The organism is Clostridium senegalense JC122 (genome assembly GCF_000285575.1).
Lineage (GTDB): Bacteria > Bacillota > Clostridia > Clostridiales > Clostridiaceae > Clostridium_J > Clostridium_J senegalense.
Map to the genome: position 1 here is coordinate 160,825 of NZ_HE611051.1, position 26,082 is coordinate 186,906.

At 26.1% G+C, this 26,082-nt stretch carries 21 protein-coding genes and 2 other annotated features; of the genes, 9 read left to right on the forward strand and 12 right to left on the reverse strand.

Annotated elements, in window-relative coordinates; all coding sequences use genetic code 11:
* Nucleotides 1-149: 149 nt before the first annotated feature.
* Together CSGHG_RS09000 and fba are read left to right on the forward strand one after the other, a co-directional pair.
* A complete protein-coding gene (locus tag CSGHG_RS09000) occupies nucleotides 150-491 on the forward strand; it encodes a DUF4363 family protein (RefSeq protein ID WP_010294308.1) in 342 nt (113 codons plus the stop codon).
* Between the two features lie 253 nt (nucleotides 492-744).
* Nucleotides 745-1,692, forward strand: coding sequence for a class II fructose-1,6-bisphosphate aldolase (fba, locus tag CSGHG_RS09005; RefSeq protein ID WP_010294309.1), 948 nt, complete (start codon nucleotides 745-747; stop codon nucleotides 1,690-1,692).
* Nucleotides 1,693-1,864: 172 nt separating this feature from the next.
* On the opposite strand, the gene CSGHG_RS20300 is transcribed toward fba, so the two are convergent.
* Nucleotides 1,865-2,131, reverse strand: a complete 267-nt coding sequence (locus CSGHG_RS20300; RefSeq protein ID WP_010294311.1) for a hypothetical protein — start codon at nucleotides 2,129-2,131, stop codon at nucleotides 1,865-1,867.
* Nucleotides 2,132-2,356: 225 nt separating this feature from the next.
* Here CSGHG_RS20300 and CSGHG_RS09020 point away from each other — a divergent pair, with 225 nt between their 5' ends.
* Both CSGHG_RS09020 and CSGHG_RS09025 read left to right on the forward strand, forming a co-directional pair.
* A complete protein-coding gene (locus CSGHG_RS09020) occupies nucleotides 2,357-3,391 on the forward strand; it encodes a nucleoid-associated protein (protein ID WP_010294315.1) in 1,035 nt (344 codons plus the stop codon).
* Nucleotides 3,392-3,578: 187 nt separating this feature from the next.
* The gene (locus tag CSGHG_RS09025) at nucleotides 3,579-3,812 is read left to right on the forward strand and encodes a hypothetical protein (RefSeq protein ID WP_010294316.1); all 234 of its coding nucleotides are present in this window, start codon (nucleotides 3,579-3,581) and stop codon (nucleotides 3,810-3,812) included.
* Between the two features lie 90 nt (nucleotides 3,813-3,902).
* Here the strand turns inward: CSGHG_RS09025 and CSGHG_RS09030 are convergent, their stop codons facing one another.
* A complete protein-coding gene (locus CSGHG_RS09030; protein ID WP_010294317.1) occupies nucleotides 3,903-5,366 on the reverse strand; it encodes a methyl-accepting chemotaxis protein in 1,464 nt (487 codons plus the stop codon).
* A gap of 682 nt (nucleotides 5,367-6,048) precedes the next feature.
* On the opposite strand from CSGHG_RS09030, the gene CSGHG_RS09035 reads away from it, so the two are divergent.
* The 4 genes from CSGHG_RS09035 (at nucleotide 6,049) to CSGHG_RS09050 (ending at nucleotide 8,790) form a co-directional block, all read left to right on the forward strand.
* Nucleotides 6,049-6,597, forward strand: coding sequence for a class IV adenylate cyclase (locus CSGHG_RS09035; protein ID WP_010294318.1), 549 nt, complete (start codon nucleotides 6,049-6,051; stop codon nucleotides 6,595-6,597).
* Nucleotides 6,597-7,460 carry a DUF5685 family protein gene (locus CSGHG_RS09040; protein WP_010294319.1) on the forward strand — a complete coding sequence of 288 codons (864 nt, stop codon included), beginning with the start codon at nucleotides 6,597-6,599 and terminating at the stop codon, nucleotides 7,458-7,460. The genes CSGHG_RS09035 and CSGHG_RS09040 overlap by 1 nt, the downstream gene beginning before the upstream one ends.
* A 107-nt stretch (nucleotides 7,461-7,567) precedes the next feature.
* Nucleotides 7,568-8,182, forward strand: a complete 615-nt coding sequence (locus CSGHG_RS09045; RefSeq protein WP_010294320.1) for a J domain-containing protein — start codon at nucleotides 7,568-7,570, stop codon at nucleotides 8,180-8,182.
* A 77-nt stretch (nucleotides 8,183-8,259) separates the two neighbouring features.
* Complete coding sequence (locus CSGHG_RS09050) at nucleotides 8,260-8,790, forward strand: hypothetical protein (protein ID WP_026022292.1); 531 nt, start codon at nucleotides 8,260-8,262, stop codon at nucleotides 8,788-8,790.
* A gap of 62 nt (nucleotides 8,791-8,852) precedes the next feature.
* Here the strand turns inward: CSGHG_RS09050 and leuS are convergent, their stop codons facing one another.
* A complete protein-coding gene (gene leuS / locus CSGHG_RS09055; protein WP_010294323.1) occupies nucleotides 8,853-11,288 on the reverse strand; it encodes a leucine--tRNA ligase in 2,436 nt (811 codons plus the stop codon).
* A gap of 70 nt (nucleotides 11,289-11,358) precedes the next feature.
* Nucleotides 11,359-11,558 (reverse strand) — a binding site (T-box leader).
* A gap of 66 nt (nucleotides 11,559-11,624) precedes the next feature.
* Complete coding sequence (locus tag CSGHG_RS09065) at nucleotides 11,625-12,419, reverse strand: GTP pyrophosphokinase (protein ID WP_010294325.1); 795 nt, start codon at nucleotides 12,417-12,419, stop codon at nucleotides 11,625-11,627.
* Nucleotides 12,420-12,847: 428 nt separating this feature from the next.
* Here CSGHG_RS09065 and CSGHG_RS20305 point away from each other — a divergent pair, with 428 nt between their 5' ends.
* Nucleotides 12,848-13,768, forward strand: coding sequence for a DUF2225 domain-containing protein (locus tag CSGHG_RS20305; RefSeq protein WP_010294327.1), 921 nt, complete (start codon nucleotides 12,848-12,850; stop codon nucleotides 13,766-13,768).
* A gap of 64 nt (nucleotides 13,769-13,832) precedes the next feature.
* Here the strand turns inward: CSGHG_RS20305 and CSGHG_RS09075 are convergent, their stop codons facing one another.
* From CSGHG_RS09075 to CSGHG_RS09110, 8 genes are all read right to left on the reverse strand, one after another.
* Entirely contained in the window at nucleotides 13,833-18,110 is a 4,278-nt protein-coding gene (locus CSGHG_RS09075; RefSeq protein WP_010294330.1) for a 2-hydroxyacyl-CoA dehydratase, read from the reverse strand.
* Between the two features lie 686 nt (nucleotides 18,111-18,796).
* A complete protein-coding gene (locus CSGHG_RS09080; RefSeq protein WP_010294331.1) occupies nucleotides 18,797-19,483 on the reverse strand; it encodes a metallophosphoesterase in 687 nt (228 codons plus the stop codon).
* Nucleotides 19,484-19,492: 9 nt separating this feature from the next.
* Nucleotides 19,493-19,756, reverse strand: coding sequence for an EscU/YscU/HrcU family type III secretion system export apparatus switch protein (locus CSGHG_RS09085; protein ID WP_010294333.1), 264 nt, complete (start codon nucleotides 19,754-19,756; stop codon nucleotides 19,493-19,495).
* A gap of 86 nt (nucleotides 19,757-19,842) precedes the next feature.
* The gene (locus tag CSGHG_RS09090; RefSeq protein ID WP_010294334.1) at nucleotides 19,843-21,369 is read right to left on the reverse strand and encodes a hypothetical protein; all 1,527 of its coding nucleotides are present in this window, start codon (nucleotides 21,367-21,369) and stop codon (nucleotides 19,843-19,845) included.
* Between the two features lie 210 nt (nucleotides 21,370-21,579).
* Nucleotides 21,580-22,113, reverse strand: coding sequence for an STM3941 family protein (locus CSGHG_RS20310; protein WP_010294335.1), 534 nt, complete (start codon nucleotides 22,111-22,113; stop codon nucleotides 21,580-21,582).
* A 239-nt stretch (nucleotides 22,114-22,352) separates the two neighbouring features.
* Nucleotides 22,353-23,579, reverse strand: a complete 1,227-nt coding sequence (gene tyrS / locus CSGHG_RS09100; protein ID WP_010294336.1) for a tyrosine--tRNA ligase — start codon at nucleotides 23,577-23,579, stop codon at nucleotides 22,353-22,355.
* Between the two features lie 104 nt (nucleotides 23,580-23,683).
* Nucleotides 23,684-23,905, reverse strand: a binding site (T-box leader).
* A gap of 63 nt (nucleotides 23,906-23,968) precedes the next feature.
* The gene (locus tag CSGHG_RS09105; protein ID WP_235700125.1) at nucleotides 23,969-24,385 is read right to left on the reverse strand and encodes an ATP-binding protein; all 417 of its coding nucleotides are present in this window, start codon (nucleotides 24,383-24,385) and stop codon (nucleotides 23,969-23,971) included.
* 156 nt (nucleotides 24,386-24,541) lie between these two features.
* Complete coding sequence (locus tag CSGHG_RS09110; RefSeq protein WP_010294338.1) at nucleotides 24,542-25,714, reverse strand: AlbA family DNA-binding domain-containing protein; 1,173 nt, start codon at nucleotides 25,712-25,714, stop codon at nucleotides 24,542-24,544.
* Nucleotides 25,715-26,082 lie beyond the last annotated feature (368 nt).

Here is a 26,082-nt window from a genome sequence, read left to right on the forward strand (position 1 = left end):
ATACTAGTATTAATGAAAGTAACCAAATTAAAAATGGATTGTCAGATTTTATGAAAAATAATAATAAAAAAGATAAAAAATAAATGAAAATTTTTAAAAGGGAGTAAAAAAATGAAAAAATTATTTTACCTTTAACTATTTTTGTTATAATGCTTATAGGGATATATTATTCTACAAACTATACTATTAGTAGCTGTGAATATCTAATTGACCTAGCTACTGAAACTGAAGAATATATTGCTTTTAACCAATGGGATAATGCTTATATTAATTCTTTAAAGCTTCTAGATGATTTTGAAAAATCAATTCAATTTATATCTTTATTTTCTGATCATGAACATTTAGATAATTTATATATTGAAACACTTAAAGCAACTCAATTTATAAATGAAAAAGATAAATCACATTCATTATCGACAATTCATGCCATTAAAGGTTTAATTGAAGCTATGAAAGATGAAGAAAAAATAACACTTAAAAATATATTTTAGACTCTATTGTTGTACTCTATTTAACAATTATGATATATATTTATAAATTTGTGTTATTATTTTATATTTTTTTTAATAATTAGTATAGCAAAATAGCAAAATTATGTTATAATTATTTTAAGAAAATTTTGTTATTAACATTGCCATCTTAAAAGACAAAATACATATTCATAAATATAGTGTATAATAATGTATTTCAAAACATATGTATATTTAGTCATATTAAAATTATATAGTGAAAGGTGGAGTTATTATGGCTTTAGTTACTACTAAAGAAATGTTTAATAAAGCATTCCAAGGAAAATATGCTATTGGTGCTTTTAATATTAATGATATGGAGATCGTACAAGGAATAGTTGACGGTTGTAAAACTAAAAATTCTGCAGTTATACTTCAAGTTTCTGGAAGTGCTTTAAAATATATGAGACCTGATTATTTAAAATCTCTAGTAGATGCAGCAGTTAAAGAAAGCAATTTAGATATTGCTTTACATTTAGACCACGGTGATTCTTTAGAGCTAGTTAAAAAATGTATAGAAGTTGGATTTACTTCAGTAATGTTTGATGGTTCTCATTATGAATATGAAGAAAATGTTAGACTTACTAAAGAAGTTGTAGATTATGCACATGCAAGAGGTGTTGTAGTTGAGGCTGAACTTGGAAAATTAGCTGGTGTTGAAGATGAGGTTAAAGTTGCTTCTCATGAAGCTACCTATACAGACCCAGACCAAGCTGTTGATTTTGTAAAAAGAACAGGTGTAGATTCATTAGCCATTGCTATTGGAACAAGCCATGGTGCTTATAAGTTCAAAGGTGATGCTAAATTAGATTTTGATAGATTAGAAACTATAACAAAAAAACTAGAAAATGATGGAATGAAAAACTTCCCTATAGTTTTACACGGTGCATCATCTGTTGATGAAAACTATGTTAAAATGTGTAATGACAATGGTGGAGAAATAAATGGAGCAAAAGGTGTTCCTGTAGAAATGCTTAGAAAAGCTTCATCTATGTCAGTATGCAAAATAAATATGGATACTGATATAAGACTTGCAATGACTGGTACTATAAGAAAATACTTATCAGAAAATCCTAGTCAATTTGACCCTAGAAAATATCTTGGTGAGGCAAGAAAAAACATTCAAAGTTTAGTTGAAAATAAAATAGATACTGTTTTAGGTTCTGCAAATTCTATGAATTAATTTTAAAATAACTTTAAATAGAAGTTATTTAATGATGTTTCTTCTTAAAGTATTAGGTTCTAAATTTCCCTTACTAAAAATACTTTTAGAACCTATACTAACTTTATTATAATTTATACTAACAAAAATATCATGGGATTCCATGATATTTTTGTTATTTTTAAATTGTATTTTAACCTTCTAATTCTGATGTTAAATCTTCATTTTCTTTTCCACTCCCTAATTTACTAACATCATCTATTCCTATCATTGATTTAGTGTCTGATATAGCTTTTCTAGCTGTAGACTGTCCAAAATAGAAAGATATTATTACAGCAAATATAGTTACAAATTGCTCTCCACTTATACTGCCTTTTATAGATAAAATACAAAATGTAATTGTTAATAATATAGATATGAATCTTTTAATTCCAAAAAAATAATTTATAATGTCTTTCATAATATATCACCTAATTTTATTATTATATAATTATTGTTATGACTAATGATATGAATCAGTTACAATATCCTTAGTTAAATTAAACATATATAATTTTCAATATAATTCAAACATTAAAATCATTTTTTTATGTTCCTTATTTATTTGTTTTCTTTCTACAAAAATTGTTATAATAAATCTTAGACGTAAAATATGGTTTTAATATATTTTTTAGGAGTGATTTTTTTGCAATATATAAAAGAAATTAACATAATTGAAGCTGTTATTCATGTTTTAGATAATAATAGTGATGAACCTATTCTAAATGAGTTTGCTTTAGAATTAAATGATGAAATATATGCCTTTTTAATGAAGCATATACAACGTTGCCTAAAGGATGAGGAATTAAAATATGCTTTTTTCTCTGAAGATAGAAATATAGTAAAAGAACTTTCTCAAGAATTTCTAAATGGTGAAAATAATATTATAAACGTATCTAAGGAATTTGCAAAACAAATGTTTATGCTTATGCGTTCCAAAGGAAATATTCCATCTTGTGACTTAGTTACAGTAAGCTTTACTACAGAATACGGATTATTCATATGTATTTTTAAAATGGATTATATAAAAAATTATATGCATACAATTGAATATGTAGACAACAAAATAGGTATAGATATAGTTCCTCAATTTACAGGCCTACCTTCTTCTAGTTCTAGAATACAAAAATGTGCTTTTATCAAAACTATAGATGCTGATAATGAATTTGATCTTATGATTATTGATAAACAAAGTAAAAATAAGAATGCTGAAGACTACGGCTCTAACTACTTTATTGATAATTTTTTAGGTTGTAAAATAATTGATAATGAGCGTGACATGACTAAAAATTTTGTTAAAGTTGCGGAAAAATGGACTAAGAATAACTTTAATGAAAATGCTTCAGATCAAGAAAAAGTAAGAAGTCATATAAAACAATCTTTAAAAGAGGAAAATATAGACTTGAATCAATTTTCTGAGGAGGCTTTTAAAGATAATGATGAATTAAAAGAAAGTTTTAAAACTTTTGCTAAAGAACAAGGGGTCAGTGAAAAAATAACTGTAGATAAAGAATGGGTAGAAAAAAAATTAAAAAGAATAAGATTAAAGATTGATAAAGACCTTGATTTATATATTTCAGAAGAAGCTTATAGAGATTTAAATAGGTTTGAAATAAAGCGTAATGGTGATGGTAGCATTAATATGGTTTTGAAGCATATTATGAATTATGAAGAAAAATAATTTTAAAAGTTTTATTATATATTATGAAAATTAGTAAAAACTATTATCATAATATTAATCTATAGATTGTATTATGATTTTCTATAAATGAATTCATTACAATTAAAGGATTTAATACCAAACAAATCTAATTATAGATTAAACCTTTCAAATATTTTTGATCTTAATTACAAAAGGGGGAGCCATTATGTCTGATTATAATAATGATCAAATTAAAAATATTGTATCAGGAGTTTTAAAAAGTGATAGATTTGCTGTTACTCCTTTAAGCAATCAAGATTGTGATGCATATGAAATTAATATTAAAGGGGAAAAATATGCCACATTCAAAGTTTCTAATAATCCAATTGCTACTAACAATACTATTATTGAACAGGGCACTCTTGAAAATGGTGAAAATTGGATTTTAGAACTTAAATAATTGCCTTATAAAATTATTATTTAAGTTAAAAAAGTGTATTCAAATTTCTATAGTAATTTTGAATACACCTTTTTTATCTTCATTATATATTTAAAATACGGTATTTTTTTCTTTTTCTAAATTAACTGCTATACTTTTTATTTCTTCCAGTTTTCCTATTATTTCAAAAGATAAATTTTCAGCTTTCTTAGCGTTATTTAAAGCATTACTCTTATCACCTTTTTCTATATTCTCCTCCACTATATGACCCATGTTATGAAGTTGTTTATGTGTTTCATCTATATTAGTCCAAACATCCAAAACCTTTTTATTTAATGGACTAACAGAATTATAAAAATGTCCAAACCCACATTTATTACCATCCATTTGCAATGGTATAACCTTCATATTTTTTGCCATATCCTTAATATTATTAACCCAATTTTTATGAGCACTTATAGCTAAATCTATATTATTTATAAAGTCATCATTAGAAATCTTAAATATTTCTTCACTACCTATTTCACCACTAACTTTGGCTAATACAGCAACTTCATCTTCTATTTTTCCTAATTCCAATCCTACAGTCATTATATTTGAAGCTTTATCATCTATAATACTTGAAATGTCATTAACTCTATTACCGTCTGTAGTTATTACATCTACAGTTGCATTAATCTCCTCAACTGCTGCACTTACCTCGCTCATATTATATGTAACACTTTCTATACTATTAACTATACTCTTTATTGCATTTTTACTCTCATCAAAGGAATTTGCTATTTTAGTTGTATAACCTTCTAGTTTTTCTATAGAATCTACAGTATTAGTAACACTTTCACTACTTTTTATTGAAGAATTCTCTATCTTATTAACAAAATCTTGAATTACTTCTAACTGATTAGTTGTGTTTTCTGATAAATTTCTTATTTCTTCTGCTACAACTGCAAATCCTCTTCCATTTTCCCCTGCTCTAGCTGCTTCTATACTAGCATTTAAAGCTAATAATTTAGTATTATCCGCTATATTATATATTCCATCTAATATATTTCTCATCTCATCTATTACTACAGATAAATTATCCATATTATTTTTCATAATTGAAGAATTTTCTGTAACTTCTTCATTTACCTCTAATATTTCTTTTAAGGTAGTACTACTATTTTCTAATGTTTCATCTAAAAAATCTGTTTTATTCATTATATTTTCTAAAGCTCCAGTATTACTAGAAATAGCAGCAGATACCTCCTCTATACTAGCTCCAGTTTCTTCTATAACAGCTGCTAAATTTTCCGAAGACTCTTTTAATCCATTTGATGTTGTTTTAAGTTCTTTTGCATAATGTACTAATTCTACATTAAAATTACTTATTTTTGTAGATAATCCAAGTACTCCTTTAATTAAATTTTCAACTTTTGACGCCACCTTTAATATACCACTAAAAATTTTGCAAAAAAATTTAATCTCGCTCTCTTTACTTAAGTCATTTAAATTTTCAATACTTTTTATATTTTTTTCTTTATAAAATTCTTTTAATACATTTAATTGTTTTCTTAACTTTGATACACCTAACATAAAATTCTATCCCCCTAAATACACTTACCTAAAATTGAAATTTATCTTATTAATTAATAAATGTTATTAATTAATAATTATTATACCACATATTCACATTATAGTTAATATTTAATTTTAAATATTAATATAAATACTATAGAGAATTAAGCTCCCATTTAAATTTATTCATCAAATTTTTCTTATCAGTTGAGAAAAATAAGTACAAATATAGTTAGTTAAGAATTATGACTTTAGGATGAAGGTGGCAACCACTTTCTGAAAATGATTTTTAAAAATCTATCAATATAATTTGCTTTGCAAATTTATAAAAAGATACGTTAACCACAACTGCTCAATATTCACTCTTAGCTTTTAACTAAAATAATCTGTTAGTTATTGAAAAAATATTAATTTGAGTTTTCTTTTTTGATAAATGAATAAGCTTAAGATTTAATTTGGAACCCTATATACTTTTCAAAAATAATTTTTAATTGTCACTTAAATACCTTAATTTAAATTTAAAATATAATTATATATTCGTATATAATTATATTTTCATGAACATTGCTTTATACCCATATTTTGTTAAGGACAATTTTATATATATAACTCTAATTGTGTTATAATAATTCATATAAAAAACCTTAAAATATTTTAATATGGTATTTTACTATAACTTAATTAATTAGGAGTGAACTTTATGCAAGAAATGGAATTAAGAATTATACATATAAATATTGATGATATTAGAAGTAAATTAAATACTATTAATGCTATAAAAGTAAAAGAAGAAAATCAAATAAATAATATATACGATTTTAATGACAAGAGAATGTTAAACGCTAAAGGATATGCTAGAATAAGAGAAGTTAATGATATTATAAATAATAGAACTTTAGCTTATATGACTACTAAAAAGTTATTAAGTCAAGAAAAATATAAAATTATGGAAGAATGTGAAGTTCTTATAGATAATGGAGAAGAAGGAAAGAGAATTTTTGAATCTCTTGGTTTAGAACTTGTTGAATCTATAAAAAAATATAGAGAAAGCTATAAATATAAAAATACTTTAATAGAAATAGATATAAATGATAAATCTTACTGTCCTTTTCCTTATATAGAAATAGAATCTTCTTATGAAGATGAAATAATAGAAGTTGTTAATTTGCTTGGCTATTCAATGAATGACACTACATCTAAAACAATTTATGAAATTCTTGAAAGTGATAAAGGATTAAAAGGTATATAATGTTTGGATATGTAACCCCCTGTAAAATGGAACTTAAAGTAAAAGATTATGAAAAATTCAAGGCATATTACTGTGGCTTATGTTTAGCTATAAAAAATAATTTTGGTAACTTACCTAGATTTACTTTAAATTATGATATGACTTTTTTAGGAATTTTGCTTGATAGTTTAAATAATGAAAAGATTCAATTTAATCCTACAGTTTGCATTGCTCATCCTATGAAAAAAAAATTAAAGGTTATAAATAATGGTGCTTTAGATTACGCTGCCTTTTGCAACGTAGCTTTAGCTTATTTTAAACTTTTAGATAATTTTCAAGATGATAATTCTAAATCTAGCAAAATATTAGCTTTTGGCTTAAAAGGATATATAAATACAACCGATGATAAAAAGAATTATCTTTTAAATTATATGGAAGATAATCTTAAAAACTTATCTAAAATAGAAAATAGCTCTGATATTTTAAATATAGATGAAGTTGCTCATATTTTTGCAGATTTAACTGGAACTATAATTTGCGAATATGCTACTGATAACAACCTAAAGGATAAATTATATAATCTAGGATATAATTTAGGACGTTTTATATATTTAATAGATGGATATGATGACCTAGAAAAAGATATGTCTGAAAATAAATTCAATCCAATAAACAGAGCATTTAATAATGATAACCTACCTTATGACGAATTTCTTAATTCAATAAAAGATAGAATTGAGTTTAATCTTATAATGAGTGCAGAAGGTTGTGTACGTAGTTTATCAGAACTACCTATATTGAAAAACAAAGATCTTTTAGATAATATTTTAAATTTAGGATTGATGGAAAAAATAGAAAATATAAAAACTCATAAAAAAGAATAACATAAATTGTCTTAAATTTATATTTTATAAAACCTATTTAATTACATAATAAATGCAATTTATTTGTTGTGTAATTAAATGCAATTAAATTCAAGGAGTGTAATACGATGAGAAATCCATATGAAGTTTTAGGCATAAAAGAAAATGCTACAGAAGATGAAATAAAATCTGCTTATAGAAAGTTAGCTAAACAATATCATCCTGATCAATATGGTAATAATCCATTAAGGGAACTTGCAGAAGAAAAAATGCGTGAAATTAATGAAGCCTATGATTCATTAACTAAAAACCGTAATAGTTATAGTCAAGGTTCTTATACTACCTCTAATTCACAAAATTACTCTAATACTGGAAATGATTTTTCACTTTATCAATCTATTAGAACTGACTTAAATTCAGGAAATATTTCCAGTGCTGAAAAAAAGTTAAATTCTATAAACAATAGAACTGCAGAATGGCATTTCCTTATGGGAATGGTTAACTTAAGAAAAAATTGGTTTGATAGTGCATATAATCTAATATCTCAAGCTTGTAGAATGGATCCTAACAATTTTGAATATCAACGTGCATTAAATGAATTATCAATGAGACAAAATTCATATAGAGGAAATTACAGAAAAACTACACATGATAGTGATGGTTGTTGTGATTTGTTATGTAAATTATGGGTATTAGATACTTGCTGTGAATGCTGCGGTGGCGACCTAATAAGTTGTTGTTAATAGAGGATTAATTATAATCCTCTTACGCATAATCAAAAATAATAAGCCTTATCTTTATTTTTTAGGAGGTGTTAATATTGGCAACTAATAAAACTGATATGATAACTAAAGGTGGAATTTATGTTGCATTAAGTATTATTATTTTATACTTAACGGTTTTTATACCATTTAATACGTTATTTATATTAGGTATAGCCTCTACTATGATTCCTATATCTATTTTAACTATAGGATTTAAACCTTCTATTATAGTATATATATCCGTATCTCTTCTTTCATATTTTTTAATTCCACAAAAATCCATATGGCTTATATATACTATATTTTTTGGAATTTATGGACTAATAAAATTTTTAATAGAAGGCATAAATAAACTATACTTAGAACTTATGCTTAAATTTATATATTTTAATATTTCCTGTTTATTATTTTATTACATTTCAACAATACTATTTATTTCTAAAAATCAAATACTAGAAATTTTCAAAATTAATCCATCAACAATTTTAATTTTTGTTGTTATGTATGAAATAGGTTTTTATATATATGACTATGCCTTAACCTTTTTTATAAGTTATATAAAGGATAAGATACTTAAACATATTTAATTTTATATAAAATGAGCTTTTTATTAAGAGTATAATAAAAAAGGTGGATTATCCACCTTTTTTTAATTTGCAACTATATTAACAAGTCTACCTTTTATTACTATAACTTTTCTTACAGTTTTGCCTTCAATATTTTCTTTTATCACTTCATTATTTAATGATGCTTCTTTTATTCCTTCTTCATCAAGATTTGTTGGAATATTTATCTTAGCTTTTATTTTTCCGTTTATTTGAATAGCTATTTCAACTTCATCTTTAATTAATGCATTTGCATCAAATTCTGGCCATTTTTCATTAAACACAGAGAAATTCATACCTAAAGCTTCCCATTGTTCTTCAGCAAAGTGAGGTGCAAATGGTGCTAAAAGTTTTATATAATCTACTAATGTTTCTCTTAAGAAACTTACATTGTTAACTTTTACATTTAAGTATTTAGATAATGCATTTGTAAATTCCATCATTCTAGCTATTGCAGTGTTAAACTGCATTTTATCGCCATCTTCAGTTACATTTTTTATAGCAAAATGTCTCCAATAGTTAAGCTCTTTTTCATCTGACTCCATAATGTCCTTATTATTATCTTTATTTCTAAGCTCAGCTATTGAGTGTTCTATAATTCTTTCAACTCTTTCAACAAATTTACCAATAGATTTTATTCCATCATCACTCCATGCTCCACCTTCAGTATATCCAAAACCGAACATTAGATACATTCTAAATACATCAGCACCGAATTCTTTTATATAATCATCGGGAGAGATTGTATTTCCTTTTGATTTACTCATTTTCAATCCATCTGGTCCTAATATAAGTCCTTGGTGAGTTAAAGATTTAAATGGCTCATCAAAGTTTATATATCCCATATCTCTTAAAGCTTTAGTTATAAATCTTGCATATAACAAGTGCATACACGCATGTTCTGGTCCACCAACATACTTGTCAACTGGTAACATTTTATTTGCTTTTTCACTGTCAAAACATATTTCTTCATTTTTATTATCAGTATATCTTAAATAATAGAATGAAGAACATACAAATGTATCTAAAGTATCTACTTCTCTTTTTGCAGCAGCACCACAACAAGGACAAGTAGTATTTACAAAGCTTTCTGATTTAGCTAATGGTGATTTTCCATCTGGTGCAAATTCAACATCATATGGAAGTTCAACTGGTAAATCTTTTTCTGGAACTGGAACTACCCCACATTTTTCGCAATGTATCATTGGAATAGGAGCTCCCCAGTATCTTTGTCTAGAAACTAACCAATCTCTAAGTCTAAAGTTTACTTTTCTATCTCCAAGACCTATATTTTCAAGTTTTTTAATAACAGCTTCTTTAGCTTCATCACCACATAATCCATTAAATTCTTCACTATTAACTAATATTCCTTTTTCTGTAAATGGAAGTTCTCCACCTTCAATAACTCTTTCTATTGGTAAATTATACTTCGTTGCAAATGCAAAATCTCTTTCATCATGAGCTGGAACCGCCATTACAGCACCAGTTCCATAAGTATTTAAAACATAATCACCAATCCAAATTGGCACTTTACGTCCATTTATTGGATTTATAGCATAAGAACCAGTAAATACTCCTGTTTTTTCTCTAGTTATAGACTGTCTTTCAATATCAGATTGTTTTTTTGCAGTCTCTTTGTATTCCTCAATAGAAGCTCTAAATTCTTCTGTAGTTAATTTTTCTACCAACTCATTCTCTGGTGCTAACACAACATATGTAACTCCAAACAAAGTATCAACTCTTGTAGTAAATACATCAAATTCAATGTCTTTTCCATCAACTTTAAATGTTGCTTCTGCCCCTGTAGATTTTCCAATCCAATGTTTTTGCATAGCTTTAGTTTTTTCCGGCCAATCTAATGTATCTATTTTTTCTAAAAGTTCATCTGCATAATCAGTTATTTTTAAAAACCATTGAGTTAAGTTCTTTTTAGTAACTTCACTTTCACATCTTTCACAGAATCCATCAACAACTTGCTCATTAGCTAAAACTGTATTACAACTAGGACACCAGTTAACTGGAGCATTTTTTCTATAAGCAAGACCTTTTTCATAAAGTTTTAAGAACAACCATTGAGTCCATTTATAATAATCTGGTCTGCAAGTAATAACTTCATTTTCCCAGTTAAACATTGCTCCCATAGCTCTTAACTGTTTTTCCATTGTAACAATATTTTTTTCAGTAGAGTCCATTGGATGAATTCCTGTTTTTATTGCAAAATTTTCTGCTGGAAGACCAAATGCATCAAAACCCATTGGTTGGAACACATTATATCCCTGCATTCTTTTTAATCTCGCCCAAGAATCAACCGGTCCATAGTTAAACCAATGTCCTGCATGTAGTTGACTTCCTGAAGGATAAGAAAACATTTCTAAGACATATAATTTCTTATCAAGATTGTTGTTATCAAACTTATAAATTCCTGTTTCTTCCCATTTTTCTTGCCATTTTTTATCAATGGTAGTATTATAATTTCCCATTTTAAAATCCTCCTTGTTAATTAATTTGTGTAAATCATTTATAAAAAAATAAAAAGCCTTCATCTCTAAATAAAGAGACGAAAGCTATAGTTCCGCGGTACCACTCTAATTAGGCAAAAGCCCCACTTTAATATTATAACGGTATAACCGTACTTGTTCGTCACAAGTAAGCTCATAAGCAAGTTCATATTTTTTAGTTACTACATCGCACCACATTGTAGCTCTCTTAAAACTAAAATTAATATTACTACTCCTAATCAACGCAATAGTATATATTCAATTAATAATGTATTATATCTTTAATTATAAAAAAAGTCAACATTTTTATGTTAAAGTCTATCTTTTATTATATTTATCTAAAACTTTTTTTGTTTCTTCTAATAAGGCATTAAGTTCATGTATTTCCCCTACTTCCAAAAGTCTATTTAACGACTCTGAAAATCTAGAGGCTTCTGCAATTTTACCTAAAGAAGATAACGTAAGTATGTTTTCAACTATACTAGTTACTAAACTTGATTTCACTTCAAATAACTTTTGTGCATCTTTTATCTCATCTTTTATTTCAAGCATTTGTTCATCTAATTTAAAAGCTGCATCTGCAGCATTCTTTAATTTTCCCCTAATATCTGTTGGTATATCATGCTTATATTTATAATTAAGAGAATGCTCTACTGTTGCCCAAAAGTTCATAGCTAATGTTCTTATTTGAAATTCTGCTAATATTTCAGTCTGTCCATCTGCCATATTAACTGGATACTTTATTATCATATGATAACTTCTATATCCACTAGTTTTAACGTTAGCAACATAATCCTTTTCATATATTATTTGCATATCTCTTCTTTGTCTTATAAGTTCTACAACTTTATCTATATCATCAACGAACTGGCACATTATTCTTATACCTGCTATATCTTCCATTTCATATGCTATTCTATCTAGTGGTATATCAAATTTATTTGCCTTTTCTAATATACTTGAAACTTCTTTAACCCTTGCTGTTACAAATTCTATAGGAGAATATTCATTTTTTTTTCTTAATTCTCTCCTAATACTTCTTAATTTTACTTTTAATTCCTCTACTGCTTGATCATAAGGTATTAAAAACTTTTTCCATTCTATTACTGCCATAAAATTCACCCTTTACATAAAAAAACTATCAAATATGGTATTTGTACATTATTTTTATATTATATATTTATACTAACCTTTGAGTTAACGTACATATATATAATATAATGTTATTATAGGAAAATATCAATTTATTTAAAATTCTTTTTTCTTTTTAGAAAATCATAACATATTTACAAATATTATTTGAACAAATTTTATTATATTTACATAAAAGTAACATCTATATTTTAATATATAGATTAATTAATTTATTTATAATTATGATTATGATTTTTACTAAAGCATATAAAAAAAATAATAACCAGAATTACAAAGTATATTTTATGAAATATATATCACTTTTTTATACTAAATTCTCAAAATATACATAATATCTGATGTATTATTTAATTAAATATGACTAAATCCTTCAAGGTGGTGATATTATGAATAGTATATTTTCCGGACTAGAAAATGTTGGATTTAAAGATACTGATAATTTAACGCTCTACAGAAAAGAGGAACTTCAAGAACTTGAAACACAACATAAAAATTTTTCATTATTATACAAAAAAACTATAATTTGTCCCGTTTGCGAAAATACTTTTAAACAATTAGCTCTTAAAAGTAATTCATATAGAATGATTTCCAAGGACTCTGATTTTTTTATAAGATATGATTTAATAAATCCTTATTTTTATGATGTTTATGTTTGTGAACATTGTGGGTATTCAGCACTTAAAGTAGACTTTAATAAAATTACAGAGCGACAAAAAGAACTAGTTAAAACTAATATTTCTCAAAAATTCAAATCAAGAACTTATCCTGAAACCTATACAAGAGAAATTGCTATAGAGCGCTATAAGCTTGCATTACTTAATGCAACTTATATAAATAGTAAAGCTGGTACAAAAGCTATGATATGCTTGAAATTAGCTTGGATGTACAGATTAGGCACTTCTGATAAAGATAAAGAACTTGAAAGAACTTTTCTTACTTCTGCTTTGGAAGGATTTGAATTTGCCTTTTCTAAAGAATCATTGCCTATTTATAAAATGAATAAATTTATCTTAATGTATTTAATAGGTGAAATCAATAGAAGACTTGGGAACTATAATGCAAGTTTAAATTGGTTCTCAAGAGTTTTAACTACTCCTGGAGTATCTTCTACGCTAAAAGATCTTACAAGAACTCAGAGAGATTTGATAAAAGAATCTCAAATGTTAGAAGAAAAAATTAAAAACAAAGATATTATAGAAAGTAATATAGACTTAGATAATGGTATTGACTCTAATAAATCTCAAGTTTCTATAACTAAAATTAAAAGCCCTAATAAAGGAATATTGGCTAAAATTTTAAAAAAGTAACCTTTCTATAAAAATAAAAATGTCACAAAATGATATAAATTACTTTGTGACATTTTTTATAAGTTTAATCTCTTTTAGTACTTGCTGCAACTTCATCTAAAGTTTGTAAATAATCACGTTCCATATTTTTCTTTGATATTGATAATAAAAGCTTTATTCTATTTAATTGATTAGCTTCACTTGCTCCTGGATCATAATCTATAGGAACTATATTAGCATCTTCAAAATGTCTTTTTAACTCTTTTATCATACCCTTTCCTGTAACATGGTTTGGTAAACAAGCAAATGGTTGCATACATACTATATTTTTAGTTCCACTTTTTATTAGCTCTATCATTTCTGCTGTCAAGAACCAACCTTCTCCTGTTTGATTACAAAGAGAAAGTATATTCTTTGCTTCTTTTGCTAACTCTTCAATTCTACAAGGTGATGTAAATCTTTTACTTTTATCTAAAGCTTCTCTAACATATTTCCTGTAATTTTCCACATATTTAATAATTATATCACCAACTATATCGCTAGTCTTTCCTCCTAAATTATTTTCAAAATTCACCTTACCATTATAAGAACAATATAAGAAGAAATTTGTTAAATCTGGAACAACAACTTCTGCCCCTTCTTCTTCTAGAATATCTACAATATTATTGTTAGCTGTAGGATGAAATTTTACTAATATTTCTCCAACAACCCCAACTTTTGGTTTATTTAAATCCTTTATTTCTAAATTATCAAAATCGCGAACCACATTTTTTATATTTTCCTTTAACTTTTTATAATCACCATTGAATATTTGTTGCTTTATAATATTGTTCCACTTTTCATATAACTGATTTGTGCTTCCCTTTATCTTTTCATAAGGTCTTACCCTTAGCATACATTGCATAAATAAATCACCATATATTACTGCAATAACTGCCTTTCTAGCCATTTCTAAACTATATTTAAACCCTGGGTTTTTTTCTAAGCCACAAGCATTTACCGAAATTACAGGAACATTTTCTAATCCAGCATCCTTTAATGCCTTTCTTAAAAATCCTATATAATTAGTTGCTCTACATCCACCACCAGTTTGACTTATTATAACTGATGTATTATCAACATCATATTTTCCTGATTTTAAAGCACTTATTATTTGGCCTATTACTATTATAGATGGATAACATGCATCATTATTAACATATTTTAGCCCTTCATCAACAGCCTTAGTATCTACTGAAGGTAATACTTCTAAATTATATCCACAAGAAGATATTGCACCTTGTAAAAGCTTAAAATGAATAGGTGACATTTGTGGTGCTAAAATAGTATGATTTTTTCTCATTTTTTTAGTAAAAATAACTCTTTCATTGCTTTTTTCAACTTGTTTATAATCTATATTTTGTTTTTCTCTATCTTTCATTGCTGCTTTTAAAGATCTAACCCTTATTCTAACAGCTCCTAAATTATTAACTTCATCTATTTTAATAGTTGTATATATTTTTCCATATCCTTTCAATATTTCTTGAACCTGATCAGTGGTTACTGCATCCAATCCACACCCAAAGGAATTAAGCTGAATTAATTCTAAATTAGGTTCTTTACATACAAAACTAGCTGCTGCATACAATCTTGAATGATATGTCCATTGATCTACAACTCTTAATGGTCTATCTACTTTTTCCAAATGATCAACAGAGTCTTCTGTAAGTACAGCTATTCCTAATCCTGTTATAAGTTTATCTATTCCGTGATTAATTTCTGGATCAATATGGTATGGTCTTCCTGCTAAAACTATTCCTTTTTTATTGTTATCTCTTAAATATTTAAGTGTTTCCTCACCTTTTTTCCTTATATCTTTTTTAAACTCTAAAACTTCATGCCAAGCTCTATCAACAGCCTCATTAATTTCATTTCTGCCTATGCTAAATTCTTTTAATGCTATATATAATCCTTTCTTTAATTTGGAAATATTTCCTAAAGTTAAAAATGGATTAATAAATTTAGTATTTGTTTCTTTTAACAAATCTACATTATTTTTAATTACTTCTGGATAAGATATAACCATTGGACAATTAAATTGGTTTGTTGCTTCTTCCTGTTCTTTGTTTTCATACATAATACAAGGATAAAATATAGCATCTACATCTTTATTTATTAAATCTATAATATGCCCATGAGCCAACTTAGCTGGATAGCAAGCTGATTCTGATGGTATTGTTTCTATTCCTAATTCATATATCTTTCTTGAGGATCTTGAAGATAGTTGTACACTAAATCCTAATTTAGTAAAGAATGTATGCCAGAATGGATAATTTTCATATATATTGAGAACTCTAGGAATTCCAATAACACCTCTTTTGGCATTTTCTCTATCTAAAGGTCTATAGTTAAATACTCTATTATATTTATATTCAAATAAATTAGGTATATTGTTATTTTGAGCTTTACTATTATCACCCTTTTCACATCTATTACCAGAAACAAATCTTTTTCCATCATTAAATTTATTTATAGTTAATAAGCAATTATTACCACATCCACCACATCTTCTCATACTGGTTTCTATTGTAAATTCTTTTAAATCTTTTAATTTTATTATTGTGCTTTCTTCTTTATTCTCACTACGATCTTTTGCTATTAAAGCAGCTCCAAATGCTCCCATTAATCCTGCTATATCTGGTCTTACTACTTCTCTTTTTGATATTGATTCAAAAGACCTAAGCACTGCATCGTTATAAAATGTACCACCTTGAACTATAATTTTTTCACCTAAATCTTTTTCATCTTTGACTCTTATAACTTTATTTAAAGCGTTTTTTATAACAGAATAACATAAACCTGCTGCTATATCTCCTACTGAACTTCCTTCCTTTTGAGCCTGTTTTACTCTTGAATTCATGAAAACAGTACATCTTGATCCTAGATCTACAGGATTTCTGCTATACATCGCCCCTTTTATAAAGTCTTCTATAGTTAAAGATAAAGATTTACTAAAAGATTCTATAAATGAACCACATCCAGATGAACAAGCTTCATTTAATTTTATACTTTCTATAACTCCATTTTTTATGCTAAGGCATTTCATATCTTGTCCACCTATATCTAAAATGAAATCTACCCCAGGTAAGAAAAATTCAGCTGCTTTCTGATGAGCTATAGTTTCCACTTCACCATAATCAACTTTAAACGCTGTCTTTATTAATGCTTCACCATAACCAGTTACTGTAGAACCTTTTATTAGAATATTATTATTAGTTTTGCTATATAAATCTTCTAATATTTTTTTTATTTGTTTTATAGGATTTCCGTTATTACTGCCATAATATGAATATAAAACTTCTCCATCTTCTGTTATTAAAACTGCCTTTGTAGTTGTTGAACCTGCATCTAATCCTAAATATGCATTACCTTTATATTCACTTAATGATTTTCTTATTACTTTTGCTTTGCTATGTCTTTCTTTAAATTTTTCTATTTCCTTTTCACTTTTAAAAAGAGGCTCTAATCTATTTATTTCTTTATCTTGATACTTACTAATTAAATCCACTTTTTCTAATAACTGCTCATATTTGAACACTGTTTCAAATTTTGAACAAATTGCTGCACCTATGGCTACAAATATCTGAGAATTATTAGGAAATATTACATCTTCTCTTTTTATATCTAATGTATCTATAAATCTTTCCCTTAACTCTGATAAATAATATAGCGGTCCCCCTAAGAACGCTACTTTACCTCTTATTGGTCTTCCACAAGCTAATCCACTAATTGTTTGGTTAACCACTGATTGAAATATAGACACTGCAATATCTTCTTTTCTTGCCCCTTCATTTAAAAGTGGCTGAATATCTGTTTTTGCAAAAACTCCACATCTTGCTGCTATTGGATATATAACTTTATAATTTTTAGCCAGTTCATTTAAACCTGCTCCATCAGTTTCTAAAAGTGCAGCCATTTGATCTATAAATGCTCCAGTTCCCCCTGCACATGTTCCATTCATTCTCTGCTCAATACCGCCTGAAAAATATGTTATCTTGGCATCTTCTCCACCTAGTTCTATCGCAACATCTGTTTCACTTATATATTTTTCTATTGCCTCTTTACATGCAACAACTTCTTGAGTAAATCCTATATTCAACCACTTAGAAATAGATAATCCACCGGAACCAGTTATCATTATTGTAAAATTACTATCTTTAGAAAAATTTGCAATACACTCACTTATAAGGGTAAGTATACTTTCCTTTATATTAGAATAATGCCTATTATATTTGCTATAAAGTATTCTTTCTTCTTTATCAAGTGCCACAATTTTTACGGTAGTAGAACCTATGTCAACTCCTAAATGTATTAAATTACTCATTTTATTATCACTCCCTAGTTTACTTATACTATCACCACGGATATATATTAAATTGTCTATTCTTCTATAAAAATTATTAATTTCTAAACCTATAGGGTTACAAATTTTAATTTTTACTTATACTTTAGTTTAAGTAAAACACACATTATTTTTAAGTGGATAGTTATTATATTTACTACTCACTTTACTCATATTTCAACTTTTCATTTTTATGACTTTTAACCTCTCTAATTCGAAATAAAAATTTTGATGCATAAGTTAAACTTTCAACTTTTATCCCTATATAAGTTTTTAAAATTATATTCCAAATCTATATACTGTAAGTTGAGACTATCCTCAAAATGAGGATATTGTCAAAAACACCTTAAATTCTAGAGTATCTTTAAAAGAAACATCTTTAAATTATATTCCAAAATTATATTTAAATTCAAGATATTATTATAATAGTATCTTGAGCAATTAAATCTTCACTTCTTTAATTCTATAACCCTTTATCTAATGTACACAAATAATAGTTTTCTTAATAATCCTTCATTATCTTAATTTATTTTTGTATTTATTAAAATTTCTAATGAATATTACATTTGTTTAAAAATAAAGTAAAAATTAAAAACCTAAAAAGAATATATCGAACTTTTTTATTTCGATATATTCTTTATAAAAATTTTTATAATTTTATAAAAATATTATAGTATCTTTAAAGGTTCAAAGTTTATATGGTCACAAGAAGTTAAAATATAGTTTATTCCATCTTTTTCACCTTCAAATGCATAATTCAAACCACTTCCATGAATATGACCGTATATAACCTTTTCTACATTATATTCCTTTAAAATCTCTGTAAATCCATTTTCTTCTTCAATATTATTTGTCGGTGGATAATGTAACATTACAATAATTTTTTCAAATCCATCTTTTTTTGCAGAATCTAATGATAATCTTAATCTTATAATCTCTCTATCATATATTTTTTTATCATGTGTAGTAAATTTAGAATTTATTGGTGTTATCCATCCTCTACTTCCACAAATAGCATAATCCTTATATTGAAAATAATTATTTTGAATAAAATTCATATTATCATACATAGAGTTTAGTTTCTTTATACCACTCCACCAATAATCATGATTTCCTCTAACCAATAATTTCTTTCCTGGTAAATTGTTTATAAAATCTAAATCTAGTTTTCCTTCTTCAACTTTCATAGACCAAGATATATCTCCTGCTATAAGCACTACATCTTCATTTGATATCGTTTTTAACCAATTTTCTTTTATCTTTTCATCATGATTTAACCACTTTTCTCCAAAAATATCCATAGGTTTTTCACTATTAAAACCTAAATGCAAATCTGATATTGCATATAATGCCAACGCCTTCACCTACTTTTTTATCCTATTATCAACATCCATTACATATGCAATTACCTTTGCAACTACATCATATAATTCTGTTGGAATTTCATCACCAACGTTTACATTAGTTAAAAGGTTTGTAAGCTCCTTATTCTCAACTATTGGAACTTCAGCTTCTTTTGCATGCTCTATTATCTTATCTGCTACGTGCCCCATTCCAACTGCTGTAACTTTAGGTGCAGAACTTCCCAAATCATATTTTAATGCAGCAGCCTTTTTTTTACTCTCCACACTTACCACACCCTATTAATTAATATTATCCTTACAACATACATAGATGTAATTATACTATATTTTTTATATTTTACAAAGCGAATTTATACCATTAAATCTAAAGTAGATATACTTTCATCATTAAAAAAACTTCTACAGTTGCTCAATGTAAATTTTTCTATTTTTTCATTTACCAAAATCTCAAAAGAATATGGTGAATTTTTTAAATTATTTAACAGTTCATCCTTACTTCTCTCTATTACGTCCATAAATTTTTTTTGAGCCTGTATATCAATGTTTACATAACAATTGTTTACAGATATATATGCATCTATAACTTCCATATTTAAGGTTTTTATACTTGTTGCAATCTTCATATTCTTTGAATCAAGCTTTTTACCCTTTCCTCTTTCATCTTTGATTATAAGCTTACAATCATAATCTTCATTTTTTACATTCATAGGCACATTTAAATAATAATAGTCATTACTTAATGTATTAAATATTTTAAAATCTTGCATTTTTCCTTCTAAAAATTTAATTACCTTAGCAAATTTCTCTGGATTATCTTCTTTTTCTTTAATAATTGATAATATAGAATCTTGCATTTGCGTAATTTTTTCTTTAATTTCTTTTTTAATTGACTCATGCATAGGCAACTTAAATTTTTCGGTAATTTCTTTATTAATAATTTCTTCTTTTTCTAATGTTAAAACATTAGAATTTTTACTATTTTCTTTTATTACTTCATTCTTAACATCTTTTTCTATGATATTACTCTTAGATATATATTCACTAGTTTTTATATTACTTTTTTCTTCTATCTTATTTTTAGATGTTACATCCGCCTTATTAAAATTTTCTTCTTTAATATCAACCTGTCCTATTTCTTTGTATAAAGCTTGTTTAAACTCTTTTATCCCCTTACTAATAACATTGTTTTCTTCATTCAAAATATTAAAGCTATTTATACTTTCTTTATTTATAGGAATATTTTCTTCTTTCATCATAAGTATTGATTTTAAATCTAAAGTTTTAAGAGATACAAAAAAATCTTTTAATATAGTTTTAACTTTGACCCCTAATTCACTACTTACCGATATATTTTTTGCACCTAAATACTTATCAATAAATCTATCTTCTTCTTGAGGGTTTTCAATAATTTTATTTTTAAAATCTAACAAATTTTTAACTTCATCTAAGTTATCCTGTGTCAAAGGTATATTAAATTTAAGCATTTCTTTAATTAAATTTTCATCACCTTTTGAAATATTTAATCCTAAATTTTTTATTATTTTAAATAATACTTCTTTTTCAGATTTATTTATGTTTTTATCATTTATATTTTCAATATTGCTATTTAACCTTAGTATTAATCTGTTTTCCTTAAAATCATCTACTATAAATTTTAATAAATAATTGTCTATTAAACTATTTTCTATCTTAGTATCTATCCTAGCTGGAAACTGTCTTCCATCTAATAATCTTACAATTACTTCTCCACTTTCTTTATTTATATTAAGGATTCTAGCTGTAAAAGTTTCTCCTTTTCTAAAAGTACTCTTATTTCTATTAACTTGAGTTGATGCATTTTGCAATGCCTCTATTCTCCAAACTCCTGTTCCAGACATACTTTCTCCCCCAATCTATTTAAAATTTATTAGATATAAATTTATAAAATTAATAATTATTAGTTTTATAAATTACTTAAACTAAAAAACTTCTTTTTTAAATACTTACTTATATAATATTATCGTTTACTATGTAATTAAATTATATTTTTAATAAAAAAATTCCTTTGTAATACTTTTCTTTGTAAAAATCTAATAAAAAAAAGCCTGTTAGGCTTTTTTACTATAAGTTAAACAAAATTCATTCATAACATCATATAATTCTTCAATTGAAACATTTTTTGCACTTTGCATATTTATATTAATATGTCCTGTACCTAATTTTAAATTAGCTTGTACTGCTTTTTTTCTTAAACCAGAAATAGACTTTAAATATGCATCTGAATCTATTAAATAAATAGAAACAAACTGTTGTCCTGTCACTGAAACAATTTTAATTGACTCTACCGCTTCCCATTTTATAAGTTCACTTTTCTTAGATAATGCTGATGAACGATCGTAAAAACCCTCTTTATTAACCACTACAATTTCTTTACCAACAAATAACTCCTTTAAAATAAAAAATAGACAATAACCAAAAAAAACCACACTTACAATTCCAATAATTAAACATAACCAATTAACTGATTCTTCTGCTGTTATTCCAAAAAACAACAAAAAGGCTCCTATGACCAACATAACAATGGCTAAGAACATTATACTTAATTGTTTGCTCTTACTTTGATATACAATAAAATTATCCACTTTTAACACACTCCTTTAATTATTTTTTATGTTTATAAATAAAAATGACCATTCCTTTTTTAACATAAAAGTTTATTAAAAGGAATAGTCATCTTCGTTTCAAATAAAGAAATTGTATTAATGGATAATTAAAGAAAAGAAGAATTTGTCTCTTTCTTAAACTTTCCACTATACGCCTTTATAAAATGTTTCCTATATCATCTCAATTAACAACAACATTTTAAAATTAAATCTTTATATTAAGCTATTTCTAATTTATAGAATTTTTTCTTTCCTCTTTTTATTAATGCATATCCATCTTCTTTAATGAAGTCTTTAGAAAACTTAGCATTTACATCATCTATTTTAGTTTCGTTTATTGTTAATCCACCTTGTTGTATAAGTCTTCTTCCTTCAGCTTTTGATGGAACAATCTTTGTATGAACTAATATATCTAATATTCCGCTTTCTGCCATATCTTCTGATATTGTAACTGTTGGAACATTGGACATATCAACGCCACCACTAAATAAAGCTTCTGCAGCTGCTTTAGCTTTTTCAGCTGCTTCTTCACCATGTATAAGTTTTGTAACTTCATATGCAAGTACTGTTTTCGCTTTATTTATTTCTGCACCTTCTAATGAACTTAATCTTTTAACCTCATCCATTGGTAAGAATGTTAATAATGATAAACATTTTTCAACATCAGCATCTGCAATATTTCTCCAGTATTGGTAGAACTCAAATGGTGAAACTCTTTCAGGGTCTAGCCAAAGTGCTCCATTAGCTGTTTTACCCATTTTGTTACCTTCACTGTTTGTTAATAATGAACAAGTCATTCCATATGCTGGCTTTCCTTCTTTTCTTCTTATAAGATCCATTCCAGCTAATATATTTGACCATTGATCATCTCCACCAAGTTCCATAGTGCAATTATGCTTTTTATTTAGAACTAAGAAATCATATCCTTGCATTAACATGTAGTTAAATTCAAAGAATGATAATCCTTTTTCCATTCTTTGTTTAAAGCACTCAGCAGTTAACATTCTGTTTACTGAAAAATGAACTCCGATATCTCTTATAAATTCTACATAGTTAAGATCTAACAACCAGTCAGCATTATTTTCTAATATAGCCTTTCCATCACTAAAATCTATTAATCTAGATAATTGTTTCTTTATTCCAGCAACATTTCTATCTATATCTTCTCTTGTAAGCATTTTTCTCATATCTGTTCTACCAGATGGATCACCTATCATTGCAGTTCCACCACCAACAAGAGCTATTGGTCTATGTCCAGCTCTTTGCATATGAGCCATAAACATCATTGCTATAAAGTGACCTACATGTAAGCTATCTGCTGTTGGATCAAATCCTATATAAAAAGTTACTTTTTCTTTTCCTAATATTTCTCTCATTTCATCTTCATGAGTTAATTGCTTTAAAAATCCACGTTCTTTAAGAACATCAAATACATTGTTTGTCATAAAAATTCCTCCAAGTTTTATCATATAATTTGTTTAAAATACATTAATTTTTTGTATAACATATGTTTTTCTACAAAATATAAAAAGTCCCTAGTTTTTAAAAAACTAGGGACGAAATTTTCCGTGGTACCACCCAAATTGATTTTCTTTTAAAATTTTAAAGAAAATCCTCTCTTTCCTTATAACGTAAGGATAACCGTAACAGCCTACTATTATTTCAGCCTAAAGCTCCAGAATGTATTTCACTATTTCCATCAACTGATTTACACTAACCATCAGCTCTCTGCATGATTTTCATAATTACTTTTTTCTTTCATTGCCTCTAAAATTTATTGATTTAAATGTTATGATATCACTTTACTTTATTAATTGCAAGACTTTTTTAAATTTTATTGTTTTTCAACAACATATTTTCGTACTTCTTTTGGCAACTCTTCGCTATTACCACTTATATTTATATAAAATTTTATATTATGATTGTCAACTAAATATTTTATTTTATCAAATAGTTTTGGCATCTCTTCTATATCAACCTTTTTCATTATACCATCCACCATAACATATTCAACGTCATAGTCCTGTGAAACTATACCACACAAGAAACCTTCAATTTCTTTTGCAGTTTTCAATTTGAAATCTTCTGCACATACAAATCTTATATTTCTATCCAGTTGAAAAAGCATTTTATTATCATCATCTATATACACAATGTTGCCTTTTGCTTTACAAGCCTTCTCATTTGCTAAGTTAACTAGAGCCTTTGTTTTACCTGAACCTTTTTCGTTACAGAATACATTAATCATCATAAACGCCTCCAGACTTATTATTTGATTTTATTGTGCCTATAAATTATGCCTACTTAATATAGTTTATCTACCAAACCTTTGAATTGATTAAATCTTATTTACTAATATCATATATATTTTTTTTAATAATTTAAATTTTGTTACTCTTATTATATATTATTCAGAATTTTTAAACAATAAATTATTTGTAAAATTTCTTATTCCTGGCAACACTACCTTAAATAAATTTTTTTCTTCATCATTTATAAAATGGACTTTTCCTTTTTTTCTAAAAGATTTTTTTATTATCGCAAACCCAGATGTTCTTTTTAAAAACCTGCCTCTATCATCTAACGTTATTATCTTTTCATAAAGCCACATATTCCTTTTGCCATATAAAACTTTTCCACTATCAAAAGTTTTAAGTAAACATCCTGGACTTGAAATAACTACACTTTTCCCACTTAATATTACCTCTATAAATTTATTATATATACTGTAATCCCTATAAATTATTGCATTATTAACTGCTTCAATAACCGTTTTTTTAGGATATTCCTTAGGCAATATTTTTAAAAGAATCTCTTCTGATTTGTTTATCATATTTAATAAATTTCCTTCTATAATAATTACTTCATTTTTTCTATTTCCTAATTTATTTATTATCTTTATCATATTTTGTGGTACATAAATACTTGGTATATTAGAAAAAATCAAAGCTCCTCCTAGTGTTAAAAGTTTCTTTCCATTATCTTTATTTGTATAAATTATACCAGCATCCTCCATAAGTTCTTCTAGGTTTGATTTATTAAATTCAAACCCTTTCAATTTAAAATACCGATATATTCTTGGTGTCATCAATGACTTAGTTGAACTATTAATTAATGGTGTTATTTCAATATTAAAACTTAAAGAGCTACTAAACATGGATATTATTTCATCTCTTCTCATTGTATCTGTAGTGGAACCCCGTCTTACATAAAAAGCTCCATTTTCCCTTATTTGATATGGTCTTTGTTCGCTAGTATATATAATTATTACACCTAGTCTCTTACCTTTATACTTCACAAATTCTAAGGATACTGGAATAGGTGGTTCACATCTTGAACTTATGATTTGCTGAACTTTCTCTTCAACTAATCTTTCATCATAGACCCCTACTATGTCTTTACTTTTATCTTCTACTCCTATGATGATATATCCTCTTCCACCTCTAGAATTTGCAATAGCACATACGTCTTTTGCTAATTCTTTCTTGCCACTTTCACTATATATGTCTATCTTTCTTTTAAAATCTAGCTTAGTTCCCTCTTCTTTTTTAAGCAAAGTTTTTACTTTTCTTACATCCATATAATCATTCCTTATTCAGATAAGTTATAAATCAACTCTATAATTTAATAAACCCATAACTATCCACTATTTAAAATTTATTAATAGTTAGCTTTAATTTTATTTCATTCTAAACTAAAATTTTAAATTAATAAAGGCACATTAAAACTTTTTTATCTTAAATCTTTTTCAATAGAAAAAGTACAAATAAATTGAGTTAATATATAAAGTTTCAAGTTAACTTTTAAAATTATTAATCCCTAAATTTAGATATAAAAAATAGTGATACATTCTCTGAATTGCTTAGAATTTAACACTGTATTTTGTATAAAAATATTTTAAAATTATTGAATAAATTTAAATGTGAGCTTGTTTCCCTATATATAAAC

Coding starts and splice junctions, on each gene's coding strand:
- CSGHG_RS09000 (WP_010294308.1), top strand. CDS start 150: ATGCTTATAGGGATATATTATTCTACAAACTATACTATTAGTAGCTGT.
- fba (WP_010294309.1), top strand. CDS start 745: ATGGCTTTAGTTACTACTAAAGAAATGTTTAATAAAGCATTCCAAGGA.
- CSGHG_RS20300 (WP_010294311.1), bottom strand. CDS start 2,131: ATGAAAGACATTATAAATTATTTTTTTGGAATTAAAAGATTCATATCT.
- CSGHG_RS09025 (WP_010294316.1), top strand. CDS start 3,579: ATGTCTGATTATAATAATGATCAAATTAAAAATATTGTATCAGGAGTT.
- CSGHG_RS09030 (WP_010294317.1), bottom strand. CDS start 5,366: ATGTTAGGTGTATCAAAGTTAAGAAAACAATTAAATGTATTAAAAGAA.
- CSGHG_RS09035 (WP_010294318.1), top strand. CDS start 6,049: ATGCAAGAAATGGAATTAAGAATTATACATATAAATATTGATGATATT.
- CSGHG_RS09040 (WP_010294319.1), top strand. CDS start 6,597: ATGTTTGGATATGTAACCCCCTGTAAAATGGAACTTAAAGTAAAAGAT.
- CSGHG_RS09045 (WP_010294320.1), top strand. CDS start 7,568: ATGAGAAATCCATATGAAGTTTTAGGCATAAAAGAAAATGCTACAGAA.
- leuS (WP_010294323.1), bottom strand. CDS start 11,288: ATGGGAAATTATAATACTACCATTGATAAAAAATGGCAAGAAAAATGG.
- CSGHG_RS09065 (WP_010294325.1), bottom strand. CDS start 12,419: ATGGCAGTAATAGAATGGAAAAAGTTTTTAATACCTTATGATCAAGCA.
- CSGHG_RS20305 (WP_010294327.1), top strand. CDS start 12,848: ATGAATAGTATATTTTCCGGACTAGAAAATGTTGGATTTAAAGATACT.
- CSGHG_RS09075 (WP_010294330.1), bottom strand. CDS start 18,110: ATGAGTAATTTAATACATTTAGGAGTTGACATAGGTTCTACTACCGTA.
- CSGHG_RS09090 (WP_010294334.1), bottom strand. CDS start 21,369: ATGTCTGGAACAGGAGTTTGGAGAATAGAGGCATTGCAAAATGCATCA.
- tyrS (WP_010294336.1), bottom strand. CDS start 23,579: ATGACAAACAATGTATTTGATGTTCTTAAAGAACGTGGATTTTTAAAG.
- CSGHG_RS09105 (WP_235700125.1), bottom strand. CDS start 24,385: ATGATGATTAATGTATTCTGTAACGAAAAAGGTTCAGGTAAAACAAAG.
- CSGHG_RS09110 (WP_010294338.1), bottom strand. CDS start 25,714: ATGGATGTAAGAAAAGTAAAAACTTTGCTTAAAAAAGAAGAGGGAACT.